Annotated in this window: 11 protein-coding genes and 2 pseudogenes; 5 read left to right on the forward strand and 8 right to left on the reverse strand. The window is 60.4% G+C overall.

Annotated features, from left to right (window positions below; translation table 11 throughout):
• Positions 1–119: pseudogene (locus tag VGN46_RS08900) on the forward strand (IS30 family transposase); the annotation flags it as partial.
• Positions 120–160: 41 nt separating this feature from the next.
• On the opposite strand, the gene VGN46_RS08905 reads toward VGN46_RS08900, so the two are convergent.
• On the reverse strand, positions 161–340 hold the full coding sequence (locus VGN46_RS08905; RefSeq protein ID WP_331642834.1) for a hypothetical protein: 180 nt from the start codon (positions 338–340) through the stop codon (positions 161–163).
• Here VGN46_RS08905 and VGN46_RS08910 point away from each other — a divergent pair.
• Positions 339–464: a hypothetical protein gene (locus tag VGN46_RS08910; protein ID WP_331642836.1), complete on the forward strand. Its 126-nt coding sequence runs from the start codon at positions 339–341 to the stop codon at positions 462–464. The two genes, VGN46_RS08905 and VGN46_RS08910, sit on opposite strands and share 2 nt — an antisense overlap.
• Before the next feature lie 152 nt (positions 465–616).
• Entirely contained in the window at positions 617–1,198 is a 582-nt protein-coding gene (locus tag VGN46_RS08915; RefSeq protein WP_331642838.1) for a hypothetical protein, read from the forward strand.
• A gap of 900 nt (positions 1,199–2,098) precedes the next feature.
• Here the strand turns inward: VGN46_RS08915 and VGN46_RS08920 are convergent.
• The gene (locus VGN46_RS08920) at positions 2,099–2,515 is read right to left on the reverse strand and encodes a response regulator (RefSeq protein ID WP_331643015.1); all 417 of its coding nucleotides are present in this window, start codon (positions 2,513–2,515) and stop codon (positions 2,099–2,101) included.
• Positions 2,516–2,554: 39 nt separating this feature from the next.
• A pseudogene (locus VGN46_RS08925) lies at positions 2,555–3,700 on the reverse strand (two-component system sensor histidine kinase NtrB); the annotation flags it as partial.
• A 1,078-nt stretch (positions 3,701–4,778) separates the two neighbouring features.
• Between VGN46_RS08925 and VGN46_RS08930 the strand changes: the two are divergent.
• Positions 4,779–5,276, forward strand: coding sequence for a ferritin-like domain-containing protein (locus VGN46_RS08930; protein ID WP_331642840.1), 498 nt, complete (start codon positions 4,779–4,781; stop codon positions 5,274–5,276).
• A gap of 460 nt (positions 5,277–5,736) precedes the next feature.
• On the opposite strand, the gene VGN46_RS08935 is transcribed toward VGN46_RS08930, so the two are convergent.
• On the reverse strand, positions 5,737–6,162 hold the full coding sequence (locus VGN46_RS08935; RefSeq protein ID WP_331642842.1) for a low affinity iron permease family protein: 426 nt from the start codon (positions 6,160–6,162) through the stop codon (positions 5,737–5,739).
• Positions 6,163–6,299: 137 nt separating this feature from the next.
• On the opposite strand from VGN46_RS08935, the gene VGN46_RS08940 reads away from it, so the two are divergent.
• Positions 6,300–6,776, forward strand: coding sequence for a DUF421 domain-containing protein (locus VGN46_RS08940; RefSeq protein ID WP_331642844.1), 477 nt, complete (start codon positions 6,300–6,302; stop codon positions 6,774–6,776).
• Between the two features lie 2 nt (positions 6,777–6,778).
• On the opposite strand, the gene VGN46_RS08945 is transcribed toward VGN46_RS08940, so the two are convergent.
• From VGN46_RS08945 to VGN46_RS08960, 4 genes are all read right to left on the reverse strand, one after another.
• Positions 6,779–6,991, reverse strand: a complete 213-nt coding sequence (locus VGN46_RS08945) for a hypothetical protein (RefSeq protein ID WP_331642846.1) — start codon at positions 6,989–6,991, stop codon at positions 6,779–6,781.
• Between the two features lie 182 nt (positions 6,992–7,173).
• Entirely contained in the window at positions 7,174–7,557 is a 384-nt protein-coding gene (locus VGN46_RS08950; protein WP_331642848.1) for a hypothetical protein, read from the reverse strand.
• Between the two features lie 1,439 nt (positions 7,558–8,996).
• Entirely contained in the window at positions 8,997–9,581 is a 585-nt protein-coding gene (locus VGN46_RS08955; protein WP_331642850.1) for a hypothetical protein, read from the reverse strand.
• 2 nt (positions 9,582–9,583) lie between these two features.
• On the reverse strand, positions 9,584–14,143 hold the full coding sequence (locus VGN46_RS08960; RefSeq protein WP_331642852.1) for an RHS repeat-associated core domain-containing protein: 4,560 nt from the start codon (positions 14,141–14,143) through the stop codon (positions 9,584–9,586).
• Positions 14,144–14,853 lie beyond the last annotated feature (710 nt).

Genomic DNA, 14,853 nt, shown 5'->3' on the forward strand with positions numbered 1-14,853 from the left:
AGACCATCTATCGCAGCCTGTTCGTCCAGAGCCGAGGAGTGCTTAAAAAGCAGCTGCTCGATCATCTGCGCACCAAACGCATGCTGCGCTACCCCCAAGCCCAGGGAAGGCACGGCAAGGGTCGAAAGGTTGCCCGGAACGATTCCAGACGCCCTCACGATCAGCGACTGTACTCGGCGTAAGCGTCCCTGAAGAGCTCGCGCACCACGACGAGCGACACGATCTGACGCCCGGCGAGGTCAATCGTGACGGCCTCGCCGTCCACCAGCATCGTGAGTGGCCGATAGCGGTCCAGGTAGTTGATCGCGCCGCGCGCCTGCCCAACGGCTTCGATGACCATGCTGATCGACTTCGCCTCGCCGAAGCACGAGAACGAGCGCCATGTCCTCGCTGCTGATGGAGTGCCCGTAGAAATGCCCCAAGTAATCAGGGTAATCCTGATCAAGGTGACCGGCATCCAGTAAATACTTAATCGTGTCATACCCCTTCAGCTCATCGCTAAATTCGTCACGGTAGCCTTCGCGCAAGCCACGTGCGAGGGGAAGACTCTGCAGGTCGGCCAGCTGAGCATGCTTGGCTCTTAACTCAGCGTGGATATCCTCATCGTCGGCGACGATTGTGGAATGCCGACGCAACGAAGCTGCAGATCTGCGGTTATCCGGGGCTGGACAAAACACTCTTCGCACTTCGGGATGCTCTGCGTCGCCGTCCGGACGTGCCGCAAGCGGAAACCGCTGATGCACTGCTCGTGCTCGCCGCTCTCTGCAATCTGGCCGGACGCGCGATTCAGGACGCCGAGTTCAAGGGACGGTGGGATGAAGCGTCGTTTCAACGGCACGTGCGCGCAGAGTTGCGTCGCCATCCGTTGATCGGCGCGGATCTAGACGAGCACGCCCATGCCGCCGGCGGCATCACCGATCTGTCACTGCACGGAATACCGATTGAGCTCAAGGCCGTCGACACGCTGATCAGCTCGGTCGAGCAGTGCGAATCGTTCCTAGGCCAAACCGCCAGCTATGCCGTCGCCAAATCCAAGCGCACGGCGATCTTGTGCGTCCTCGACAGCAGCAATAAGAAGACGGCGCCGGTGCCGCCCGAAGCGCTGCTTGACATCCGCACCCAGGCCCAAGGCGCCGTGTCGATCTGCGTGCTAGTGATCCAGGGCAATCTGGCTCGGCCTAGCGCCTTGTCGCGCTAAGGAGGCATCGGCGATTCCGATTTCTGATATGGGTCGATGCGAACGTGTGCCCTAGCCCCGATAACACAGCGTAAGCGCCTCGACGGTCGGGCGGCGTGGCGATGAGGTAGGTCGAGTTGCCGCCGCCAATCCCCAGCAGTTCGCTCCTCAGCTATCACACAGGAGCAGGTTCATGGTCGCGGTTCGTGTCGAAAACAGCACGTTCTTGGCATTGAAGTGCTGTTCGGGAAAGCACATATTCAATGCGGACGCCGGTACAATGCTCCTGCCGCTTCTCAATAAATCTAGGCGAAAAAAATTCACTAGATCTGCAACAAGATCTGCGCGACCCTGCATTCGCGAATTATATGCAGGTTATCCGCTCAATTATGTGCAGCATTCGGGACATCGAACGACGCGGGTCGCGGAATTAGCCAGCGTCCCGTAGGGCGCAGCTCCAAGTGTTTCAATAAGTTCAGGCCGACTCCACAGCAACCACGATGCAAAGAGGGCGCGCGAGCCAAATTAAACATACAGATTTGGGTGCCGTGTAGAAAGGGCGCGTACCAACCAAGCTCATAGGCAAATACAGATGAGCGGACATGCGCCAGCAACAACCCAGCTGAGCCTGAACCGAGTCTCTGTTGAATTATGGATGTAACAATCTCTCAACAATGCCCAGGGGCACATCCGACCTCTGTGCACTGGACGCAGGTCATCAGCCGCTCCTGCAGCTCTTGTTCGAGCGCGTGAGGCAGCCGGGCAGGCGTTCTCTGCCCCACCCGGTTACGGCGCCTATCTAGCGATAGGCACATTCTTTTGTGTCTCCGGAATCAGCTTCGTCCGTTTTAGGTCACTGTGCTGCCAAGCTCAGCGACGCTAGCGTGGCGCAAGAACATCATGCGTCGCCGATTATGTTCTTCATGCGGGCGAAGGTGCCGCAGGTGGGGACAACCGTGTCACAGCCGCCTCAATGGCAGCAGCAAGGCTCGCTCTGGAAAACGGCTTGGCAAGGCGGGTCGACGCGGTTTCCGTCTGGGACAGGGCCTCTGCGTAACCTGTGGCAATGACAATGGGCAGGTCTGGTTTGAGCCGCCTCAACGCTTCGGAAAGTTCGGCACCCGTCATGCCGGGCATCGAGAAATCGGTGACCATCAAATCAAAGCTGCCCGTTGCTTCGAAGGCAAGGATGGCGTGTTTACCGGATTCGGCAGACACGACCACATGCCCCATGTCTTCAAGCATGGCGCACAGCGTCTCCCGGACCAGGGAATCATCATCGACCGCGAGGATTTTCAGCGACCTGCACGGTTGAGATGCCCCCTGCCCACGAGGGATAGACTCCGAGGCCGGCTTTTCCGGATGTGCGGCCGCAACCGGTAGAAGAAGGGTGACTACCGTACCCTCCCCGGGCTGGCTCTGGATGGTCATGCGGCCATTCGACTGCTCCGCCAGCCCATGGACCATGGACAGACCGAGCCCGGTGCCCTTGCCGACCCCCTTGGTCGTAAAAAAAGGGTCGGCGGCGCGGGCAGCGATGTCCGGCGGCATGCCCTGCCCGTCGTCGGAGACCGACAGTTGAATGTAGCGTCCCTCCGCCAGGCCAGAGGGATGGGCGGGACCGACGGACTCCACCATGGCCGAGATTTCAATGTGACCACCGGAGGGCATGGCATCCCGAGCGTTGACCATGAGATTTAGCAACGCGAGTTCCAGCTGGTGCGGGTCGACCAGGGCTCGCTCCATTGCAAGCGGGAAACGTGTGGTCACGGCAATTCGCGATCCGAGCGTGGTGCGGGTCATTTCGCTCATCTCCTGCACGAGGGACGGGATGTCCACGGCCGCCGGCCGTAGTTCCTGCTTCCTTGCAAAGGCCAGCATCCGCTGCGTCAGGGATGCTCCTCGGGCAATACCGGCCAGCGCGGTCTGGAAGATCGACTGGGTGCGCGCGTCGTCCGGGAGGCGCTGGCCGAGAAGTTCCAGTGCGCCCTGCACGGCCATCAGGAGATTGTTGAAGTCGTGGGCGAGGCCACCAGTGAGCTGACCGACCGCTTCCATCTTCTGGGCCTGGAAAAGGGCCTCACGCGCCTCTTCGAGTTGTTGCGCGGCTGCACGTTTTTCTGTCACATCTCGAGTGACCTTTGCAAACCCAATAAGCGTGCCGTCCTCGTCTAGGATTCGATCGATGACGACATGGGCCCAGAATCGCGTGCCGTCCTGCCGGACACGCCAGCCCTCATCCTCCACACGTCCGGTTGAGGCTGCGATGTCTAGGTTTCGCCCCGGGATGCCCGCCGCGCGGTCCTCTTCCGTGTAGAAGCTCGAAAAGTGACTGCCGATGATCTCGCCTGGCCGGTACCCTTTGATGCGCTCGGCACCCGGGTTCCAGCTCGTGACATGGCCCAAGGGGTCGAGCATGTAAATGGCGTAGTCGGCAACGCCCTGGACTAAAACGCGGAACTGCGTTTCGCTTTGGGACAAGCGCTCCCCCGGGATGGACGTTTCGTCGCGTGCATCATTCATATCGACTTGATTCCAGCATTTTTCAGCGAGCGAAGCATTTTGGGAGATGAATACCGTCATCGTGTTAACCCGCCGTCAACTCACATTTACAAGGTGAACGGCTCCGCGCCACGATCATCCATAACTGGACAGAAGCGCTAACTTAATGATGCCCACACGACTGAGCTGTCACCGACGTCGAGAGGGGGAGGTTTCGCTCCCTGCAAAAGAGACTCGCAAGCAATCAAGCATGTCGTACCGTGTGTGCTCAGGCTTCCGGTGCCGGTGCCCGGCCGCACACACTACATGGATGGTCATGGGCCAATTGCCTGACACAAAAAAGCCCCTGCTGATGGACAGGGGCTCAGGACGGTACGGTCGGGGGATGGGAGGGCCGTGCCGCCAACGTCATGCTGGCGGAGGACCGGTCATATTTTTGTGAAGACTATTGGCCGTCTTGTAGCGGAGGGAGTGGGGAGTGGAGTCATTCCAATAAATGATAAAGATCCCTACATGAAGGCAAGAGCGGCTTCCGACCGCGAATGGCGAGACCACGCTAAAACGCAACGTGACCAGCCCGATGACCGCGGACTCCGTTGCATGCATCGAGCGTGAGCTGGCAGTCCTCCAGTTACACACCAGGCGGTCGAAGATCCCATGGGCCAGACGCGCTGTGGCTGAGGCCCCTGAGCGATGGGCACGAAGTCATCGACGCGTAGGTCGAATCTAGTGAGCAACATGGTGTCGATGCGCAAATCGGCCAGTGTGATCAGGCTTCATGGAGATTGTAAGCACGCTAAGTGGCCGGAACTGGCAGCACGCTCGAAAACCGCGATCTCCGCACGGGTTGTTTCCAGGACATCTGAGCCGAGATGCCTTCCTCGGTCGCCCGCCCATTGCGGTGAATCGAATGCCCGTTGGCGCCAGAGCGTGGTCCGTGCAGCTCCTTAGCAGGGACAAATCGGGCCATCGATAGCCGCAAGCGCCCCGCGCCCTTAGGTAGCTCACGTATGTCGGCGGCTAATTCACACGGCGCACTGCAGGCGTCAACGAGTCGCGTTTTACCGTCTCTTCTCAATTTCGAGCGGAGACTACCATCATGAGCGTCAAGACCATCGAAGATCTGTTCGTCCACGAGCTGTCCGACATCTACAGCGCCGAGAAACAACTGACTAAGGCACTTCCACGTCTGGCTCGGGCCTCGTCGTCACCCGAACTGGGCGAAGCGTTCAGTTCGCACCTTGAAGAAACGCAGGGTCAGGTAGAGCGAATTGACGAAATCGTTGAGCTGCTTGGCATCCGTCTGAAGCGGATGAAGTGCGCTGCGATGGAAGGCTTAGTCGAGGAAGGCAAAGAAGTTATCGACGAGATCGAAAAAGGACCGCTGCGCGACGTCGCCTTGATCGGCGGCGGAAATAAAGTAGAGCATTACGAAATCGCTTCGTATGGCACGTTGGTTGCCCTTGCCAAACAGCTCGGTTACGCCAAGGCGGTACCACTTTTATCGGCCACGCTGCAGGAGGAAAAGGCTGCAGACGCGAAACTGACACTCCTTTCGGAGCAGTTGGGTAAGCAAAAAATGGCCGAGAACGCCTGACGGCTATCTATTTAGGCACATCGGCGTTACGCCGAAACCTATGCGGTGGATCACCTTTTTCCACCGCTCCCGGTATGACGCCTTAGCGCAACGACTGGCTGGCGTCCGAGCGCACGCACGTCGGTCGCGTGCTTGAAAATGGGCAATCGCATCGGTCGGTGGAACAACCTCGAAGGTTCCACCTCATCACTGGCCATCCGATCGCGTCGTGGTCAATGCAATCTCACGGGAGGGGTTACCACCAGTGACTCTGTCCATCGCTCCGGACACATAGCTCGACGCTTCGACGCCAAGAGACGGACAGCGGGCACACTCAAAGTAGGCTTGGCACCTGAGACGCTGAATGTCTGCTCGGCCGCGGCGACGGCTGTCCGCCCGTCCGCCCGTCCGAACAAACCATGCTGATCAGGAAGTCGCCTGATTTGCGTAACTGCGGGCGCCGAGGCTTGGGCAGCGCGTGCTACGGATCGGTTCTGTGTTCGGCGTCGTCTGAATCATCGCCGCCGCTTCCTCTGGCCGACGCCGCCTTTTCCAGATAGATCTTCCGAATACGGTCCAGTTCTTTCTCGTCCAACTGCTCCACGTCCAACAAGGCCTCGTTGGTGCCCTTAACGGCGTTGATGAGTTCATCTAGCTTGATCTGGAGGGCCTCGGTGTCGCGGTTCTGGCTAGCCTGGATAAGGAACACCATCAGGAAGGTGATGATGGTGGTGCCCGTATTGATAACCAACTGCCAGGTGTCGCCAAACTTGAAAATGGGCCCGCTCAAGGCCCACACGATGACCACGCCCAGGGCGAGGCCGAAGGTCACCGGCTCGCCGGCGGCTTTGGACACGGCCATCGCCATGCGGGTAAACCAACCCTGCTCCGATCGTGCCATCGCCATGCCTCGCTCAGGTGTCGGCCGTGGCGACCACGTCGGCGCCACGTCGCCTCGGGAAAGATAGGCTGACGGTAGGCCTCCCTCTGCGCGGCGCGCGTGAAGGCCTGTTCCATCTGTCCCCACCCTGGTGGAGCACCTCAATGAGCGACGTCATGACCCTTTCTGCCCCGTGGTGGAGCTTTTTGCTTCGCGGCGCGCTGACCTATCTGGGCCTGTTGGTCCTCATGCGTCTTGCCGGTAAACGCAGCTTTGGCGAAATGTCCGCGTTCAATGTCGTGGTCATCGCTCTGGCCGGTGGCACCTTGCGGACCGCCATCATCGGCGACGACCAAGGCATGCTGGGGCCCTTCTTGGGGGTCGCGGGCATCTTGCTCACGGATAAGGGCATCGCTTGGGCATCGACCCGGGCGACGTGGGTCAATCGCCTGGTTGAAGGCTTCCCGGCCCTCTTAGTGCGCGACGGCACGCGAGACTGCGCGGCATTGCGCCGCCAGGGCGTGCCTGAGGCGGCGCTGGACCGTGCGCTGCACGCGGCCGGACTGGAGGATGAGCGGGAAGTGGCCATCGGGCGATTGGAACCCAACGGCAAAATTACCCTCGTGCGTCGATCCCGCTGAGGCTAGCCGCGTAAGAAGCCGAGCAATTCGTTGGCTTCGTCTTCTGAGACGCCATCGGCTTCGATCAACAAGCTGACAGTCCCTTGGGTAGCGAGGTCCTGCAATTGGCGGAGACCTTCGTTCCATACCGGGCCCTCCACCCAGCCGCCCAGCGTCAGCCGGCCGCTCTCAAGCGTGCCCACGGTGAATCCAGTGGTCCGCTCAATAAGTGCCATGCGCAGTTCTTCATGAAACAAAATGACCTTGCCTCGCACACACATCACCCGTAGCTGACCGGTAGGGAAGTCGGTCGATGTCCCTATATCGGCATTCGAGCGGCCTGTTGAAGTGCAAGATTTACAAAGGTGAAACCCATGACCGCATGCATGAACCAGCGCGCCAGAGCGGCACCAACGGATCAACCACCGTTAGCAAATACGGCCGCCCGATCCAACGCTTCTTCGAGCGTGGTGCGGTCAAATGGCTTGCAGAGCCGTATTGCTGTCGCCGGAGCGTCCTCGGCCGTTTCCGCTGGATCCGAAAGCATGATGACAATAGCCATGCCCGGATTGCGAGCCCGTGCATCCGACAGGTAGGCACCCGAACGGTCCTCACCGGGGGCGGGTACCGCCGCGACGAGGAAGTCCACCCGCGCCGCCTCCAGGATCTGCGCGGCGGCACCCATGTGCGTGGCGCTTGCCACGCACCGAAAGCCGCGCAGCGCCAGGCAGTCGGCGACGGTGTCGGCCAAGCACCCACTGGGCTCGATCACGACCGCGAGCGGTAGCTCATTGGTAGGCATGGCTGCTCCCCCGAACATACCTTTCTAGTTTACGCCGAATGGCCTTGGGCGGCGCAATTCACGATGGTGTGGGCGCTCTGGGCGAATCGTCGACCAAAATCAGACACCAACTCGCCGAACGTGGCGTGGGCCCCTTGGTTTATCTGCGATGACCACTTTCAACGAATTAGGCGCTTCTCCGCCCGCCGACGCGACCGTGAACCTAAAGGACGAACACGATACGGCCATGTGGGCGCTGGTCATGCAGATCGATGTCCCTTCGCTACGGCGCGCCGCAGAACGCGTGGGACCCAACGTGTGGCGGTTATGGGATGAGGTCTCTGCGCATCCGGAGCGCTATCGCCACTCATGATAGGGCGGGGCAGAATAGAACGTCCCTCCCCCCGTTGTATAAGACTTGCTTGCCTGGCTATCCGCCGCCGGAATACTCAAAACAGACGCTCACTAGCCAGCGCGACACCTTTCGGGCTGGCTATGTGGGGAAATGGGTGGACGATTAAGAAACTCAGGCAAGAGAACGACACCCAGCTTGCCCAATGCGGTGAAAGCCTGAGCAGCGCCACGCCAAGGATGACTGTCCGGTGCCGCTCCCCGAGCTCGGCCCACAAGGGATCGGCTGACAGCTAAACGACACCCTCACCGTCTATCAGGAAGAACTAAACGTGTCTTGCGCATGCCGCCTTCGCGCATAGGTTGGCGAAGCCGAATGAACGGCGATCCGCGACACTTACGGAGCTTCAGACCATGAGCCCGCCTGCCGCCTGCCCGCCAGCCATGCCGCAGACGATTGGCTACGGACGGGCCGCTGGCAACTAGTCAAGCCTGATCCTTGTGCCAGCCGGCCGGCACCTCAATCACGCGCTTGCGGGTATCGGCTGCGTCCGGCAATAGACTGAGGGTACGAGTTTGTCTGGCCCGCTCGGCGACGAACGAATGGAGACCCACGGCGACAGCACTGCCGGGCTCGGCCCAAAGGATCCTCCTGGCCGACCCGGAGACCTGCCGATGGTAGCGACTTTTTCGCTTTCCGAGCGAGCGCTGAATGCGCTCGTGGCGCGGCCGTCGGCCGAACGAATGGCCAGACGGTGCCTTTCCCGATGGAAGGCTGTCCAGGCCGTCATACTGGTGATCAGGGATAATTATCCCGCCTTGAACTATCTAGGAGTCGATTTGATACCCTCGGGCGGTACAGTGATGACTTTCATGTTCATTAACGTATGACTGGCCGCGGCAGAAGGCATAGTTTGGCCGCCACGATTCAGCCAGTGAACCGACGTCCAAGGGAACGCTGACAAGTTTAGAAGTGCTCAATCGCGCCGAACGGAGAGGCGCGGAAGCGAGATCGCAGTGGTCATGGGCGGCACGACAACTTCCACCGACCGCGCCCGTTGTCAAACTGGCCTATCATCGAAGACGCACAAGGCGATTTGGCCAAAGAGCTAACAATCACCTTGCTCAAAAGCATGGAGGTTTTCGACCCTTCTCTGCTCGAGTAGGCCGATGGCTGCTTCGGGGCCTGTTGCAAGAGCGGCACGAAGGCGACCCCAGCTTTCGATGTCACTTGGATGCAGCTTAGATCCCAAGCCGTCAAGCATCGACGCGGCCTCAGCCGGATGACCGGCCAAAATGGTCGCCGCAGCTTGAATGAGCTGACCGTGCGCGTTCAGTAACGCGTTGGATTGACCGAGGTATTGACGGAAATCGGAGATGCTCATCACCTCTTTTGCGCCGAACGCATTCACCGCTTCGGGCAACCCCAGCACGTGGTCGACCAGCTCGGCTTCTGACATCTGCTCTTTGCCAACAAATGCTCCGTCCGCCACCCGCTCACTGTAAAGAAGATTTGGCCCCTTAAGATCGAACAAGGGAAACACGAAATCCCAGATGTAAACCCCTCGGGGGACATACTCCAGCACAACGCCCCTCAACACCCAGTCGAAGTCGCCGCGGAAAAAGTAGACCCCAGAGTTTTGAACATCGGGGAGACGCTCTTGCATCAACCGAGATATCGTACGCTTCTTCATATTCAGGGTTCGACTGGATGAATTTCCGAGATGGGCGTCCCGACGGGCAAATTTGCACCGTAGGCGTTGCCTTGGCTAATGGTGATATACGCCCTGCCCGTCTTCAAGTCGAATACCGCGATGGGTTGCTGCTGCGGTCCAAAGACCACGTCTGCTCTGGATGAACCGGGCAAACCATAGCGTTCAACGACGCCGTCTTTATAAGTGACCTCGGTGTGGTACATGGATTGTGGGCACTGGCTATCGACCAAGCGCTTGAACTCGCTGTGGATGAGGGTTCCTCGTATCCAGGGCAGCAGGCAACGGGCACCGCAGGTTGCATCCACCGTATTAGCCGCTTGTGTCGCCAGGTCGGTCAGTCGGTTGTAAGCGGCCTTCATCTGTGGCGTTTCGACAACCTCATCATCGGCGCGATAGCGCTGCTGAGCTAATCCTTGTGGGTCCACGGCACCCAACGGATTGCCCGCAACATAGCCGTAAGTGGATAGCCCTCCCGCCAGACCGATAGGATCGCTTTGCAGATAGCGTCCCGTCGATGCGTCGAAGTAGCGGTTGACGTTGTAAACGATCCCAGACTCCGCATCGTAGTACTGACCCGGGAACCGAAGATTCAGCACGTAGCCGTTTGTCGATGTCGGCACCTGTTCACCGAACGGGTTGCCCTGGTAGGCCCAACCCCACACTATCGCACCGACGGCGCTGGTGACCGCTCGCGGGGTGTTCAAGCCATCCGCATGCACGAAGGCCACGGTCGATCCGTCCACCACCGCCACCGGCGTGTCGTCCATCCAAACATAGTCCCGCGACGCCGCACCGTACTCGCCTAGCATTCCAGCCGAGCCGTAGGCAAAGCGCGTGGTGACCGCCCCTATTGACTTCGCAATGCGATGAGCGGCAGCGTCGTAAGCATAGGTCGCGACCGTCGCGCCACCTTGCTGCAATACCGTCAGCTGACCGCGACCGTTGTAGCCATATCCCCACGCCGTGCCAGCCGTTGCATTGCCTGTGGTCGCCCCATTCGCGTCGTAGGTGCGCGAGCCCGTGCCGATGCTTGTCAACTGGTGCGTGCCGCTCTGGTACCCGTAGTTTCCCGTGGCCAGGCCCGGTGCGGTTTTGGTCAAACGGTCGCCGGTCTTGGAATAGCTGTAAGCCTCGACAATGGCGCCGCTGGCGTTCTTCAGGCCCGTGAGCCGATACAGCGCATCATAGCTGTAGGTCTCCACCGCCGGCGAGGCACCCGGGGCGTTGCCCAACGCGACGATGTTGCCCACCGCGTCGCGCGCCACATGCAGGCTCAACGCAGGGCTGACCACATCGGTGAACCGGTAGTTCGCGTCGTAGCTGCGGGTGACCGTTTGCCCGTTCCCAAGGGCGTAACTGGCGAGTGGGCCGAACGGCAGGTACGTCGCCGCGCTGACCACGACGGTCGATACCCCGTTGATCGGTGTGACGGTGACCTTCGTGACTTGGCCGACGGTATCCCGGCCATACTCGGTCACCAACCCGCTCGGAGAGGCGATCGCCGCCAAACGACCGGCCTTGGTGTAGACGTAGTCGGTGGTGTCCGTGGCGGCGCTCTGCGTCTGGCGCTGCTCGGTGATCCTGCCCTGATTGTCGTAGCAGTAGACGGTCGTGACTCCCGTCTCCACCACGCGCGTCAGACGCCCCACCGGGAAGGAGCTGGCGCACCCCGTGACACTGTTGGCCTCGTCGTAGTGGAAGGCGATGTTGAGCTTGGAGTCGGCGTAGCTTGCCGAGGTCCGGCGGTCCAGCGCGTCGAAGGCCTGAGTGGCAACGATGGCCTTGGCATCGGTCTGGGTCAGCGGGTTGCCAGCGGCGTCAAAGGTGGACGACCGCGCGCCGGTGTCGGGACTGGCCTGACCGGTCGCATTGCTCAGGCCATCGAGGCTGTAGGTCGTGGTCAGGCCGTCGGGGTCCGTGACCGATTTCGCCTGGTCCAGCGCGTTCAAGGTGAAGGCGATCGTGGTGGCTTTCGTCGCAGCGTTGGTGCCATTGGCGTCTGCCACACTGCTCACTAAGCGGTCGAGGGCATCGAAAGTGTTTTTCTGCGCCGTGCCCACGGCGTCCTTGGCCGACACCAGATTGCCGTTGGCGTCATAGCTGCCGCTGGCAGAAGCATCAAAGATCACATGCCCCAGACCATCGGTCAGACTGATGAGCTGGCCGAGCTTGTTGTACGCGCGCAATACGCTGCGGCGGGAGGTGCCTGCGGCATCAAAGGTTTCTTCTTTGATCCGGTTTCCCGCAGCGTCAAGGGTGTAACGGATATGACCACCTTGGGCGTCGGCAATATCCACCAGGCGCTGGGCGTCGTCGTAGGTAAAGCCCCAAGTCACGCCGTCGGGGTCTGTGATCGTTTCGAGCAACCCCGCGTACGTGTACGTTAGCGTCGTCGTCGCATCTCCGTTCGAGGCCGCGCCGGTCGCGCTGGCTCGAACCGTGCGGGAAGCGAGCCAACCGCGCGGGGTATATGTGGTATCGCTGATGACGCCGTTGGCGTCTTTCTGGCGAACCACTCGGCCAGCCTTGTCGTACGCGAGGGTCGTGGAAACGTGCCCGGCCGCATCAATCACTTGATAGGTATCGCCCGCACGGTGGCATGCTCCACCGGCCGTGCCGCACCCCGCCTCATCGGTGGTCAGGTAATAACTGTATCGTGCCAGGTCCGTAACGTCCGTGCGCGGACCATCCTTGGTCAACAGGAGGCCCAGCATGGGGCACTGCGTCGCATCCACAGCGTCACAGTAGGTATAGCGGGTTTGCCGGATGCCCTTGGGCGCATGCGCCTGGCTACCGCAGGCATAGGTCACCGTCACGGCCGGGTCAACCGCACATTCCGCCGTCACCTGGCCGCGAGCGTTATAAGACCAAGAGTTCTTCGACGCCACGATGCCCTTGGCGTTAGACACCGCCTGGGTGAGAGGCACCCTCAGGGCTGTATCCCAGGTGCGGCTGGTGTTGCGCTGATCCGCGGTCCCGGTCGCTTCGACCTGCCTCGTGAGCAGACCATTGGTATCGAACACCGTAGTGATGGTCGCGCCATTGAAGTTGGTCCGACTGGTCGGGTAGCCGTTTGCGTCATATGACTGCGCTTGCCAGGGCTGCGTGCATTGCTCGCCGCATGGTTGCGTGGTGCCAACGACCTTAATGGCGCCCAGCACGTTTTTGTAACTGAGGTTCGTGCTCGTTCCAAGCGGGGTGGTCAGCGTATTGGTCGCGGGCACCGAGCCACTCTGCGTGCCGTAGACGATGGACGACACGTCCACACCAGCAGCACGAGAGGTCGAAATCGCACGCGCGCTGCTGTCATAAGTCGTGCTTTCGAATCGCTTTCCGCTCTCGTCAATCACCCCCGTCAGGAGGCCGAGTAAGGTGCTGCTGGTGAGTGAGGATTCATCGTACAGGTATTGCCGTGCCTTCCCGTCCGGGTATTGCACCTTGATGAGGCTTGCCGTGGTGGTGTCGTAGGCATACTGCAGCAGTTGCCCATCGGGCAGTGTCACTTGTGTGAGCAACCCGCTCGCGTTGTAGGCAAATGCCAGCATACGGCCATCCGGGCCTACCGCTTGGAGCAGCAGCCCCGCTTTCGGCGCCAGGGTGGCCGGCGTCGCAGAAGTGCTGTAGGTAAAGGTCGTGGTCAGGCCGGAGGCTGTCGTGACGGACTGAAGCAGCCCTTCGCTCGAATACTGTTCAGTCTCGCGCACAGCTGCGAGGAAAACAGTGTAGCCCGTGACCACCCCAGTGGGGTCGTCCTGTTCCGTCAGCCTGTCCGGCACATCGGCGTCGGCTTTCCACGCGCCGCTTGACTTTACGAACTGCTCAAAGCGACCGTCAGGCCGGAACAACGTGATCTGGGTTGCACTGACCAGCGACAGTGACCGATCAAACGAATGCCGCCACGATGTGCCAAGACTGGTCGGCTGAACGCTGCTGATACTGTTGTAGAACCGCCGGAAGGTGAGCGCTGGCGACGGACTCTTGAAGTCGGTGTCCTGAAGATACTTGTTGCCGGTCGAGGTATTAACGGGATCCATGCCCATCGCCGTCGCCGGCGTGGGCTGGTCACCGCGGTCGTTGCCATTCCCACTGTCGCAATCGCATCCGCCCGCATTCTTACCAATGTCATAGGCGCGGAAGTTGGGGTAGACGAGAAGGAAACCATGGGAGCTGGAACACTCCCCATACCCGTCATCCTGGCCGTAGTCCACGCGGGCCACTGCCGAACCAGGGCTGTTGAAGTATCTCGTCTGAATGTGGCATTGGATGGTCACAGCGACCGTATGACCATCCTTGGATACATACTGGGTGGCGGTCACATTGGTGCCATACTTGGCCGTCAAGGCGTTTCCTGCCTCTTGGATGGCGGCGTTCAACGAGAGCGCGCTAGGAAGGTATGGACCGCTCGTGTCGTACCAAGAAAAGTAATAAGGAGGCCCATATTGCGGCCCGGCATTTTGAGCCTGGGCGGGATTTGCCCCGATACCGAGCCCGACGAGCAGCACGATGAACAGCCCAGCCGCCCATATGCCCAATTGCTTCATTGATCGCTCGCTCGTGCCAAGCTTTGCACTCTGCCACGCACGCATCCGTGTCCCCTGAGCTTCGACAAATGAATGCTGCGAGCGTACGATTTTTCTCAGGTCAACAATGTAGGTCAGTCCCGATTTTCATGTAGGGGTTTTCCTACACGTTGTTGGGCAGCCGCCGTCTGAGCCTAGCTCGAAGGGAGCAATCGTTGAAAATGGCTACCGGCCATGCGCCAGCGCAGCCACCCACTGAGCGAGCGACGAAACCCGCCAGCAAATCGCGGCCGTGACCTTGATGAGTCAGAACGGCTACACGGTGAGGGCTTGGCGGAGAGGACGGCGGCCGCTGGCCCGCCGAAGGTCAGAAAATGACCCGGATGGGAAGGTGGGCAACGTCGCGTGGATCCGCGCGAGCCTCAAGCCTGTTCGCGCACGAACCCAACTGGCGCACCCTCCAGTTCGCCCATCATGTGCGCTTCCAAATCGGCCACGTGTTCGAAGCGGTGAACGAACCCCTGGCCCATGGCCTAGCTGTCGGTATGACTCTGCGCCCGAGAGAGGGTCGGCCGAGAATCACTAAGAAAAGCGCCAATTGGCGCACAACACCATGTTTAAGATGGTTTTCTTTCAAACCGGGGCCCTAGGATCCGCTTTGTGCCCGCGCGTACTGCTGCCGGGAGCCAATGGCCAAATGCTGGATCTCAATGGGCCTCCGGTGAGTCCGC

Origin of the sequence: Luteibacter sp. (genome assembly GCF_036500425.1) — a bacterium.
Classification (GTDB): domain Bacteria; phylum Pseudomonadota; class Gammaproteobacteria; order Xanthomonadales; family Rhodanobacteraceae; genus Luteibacter.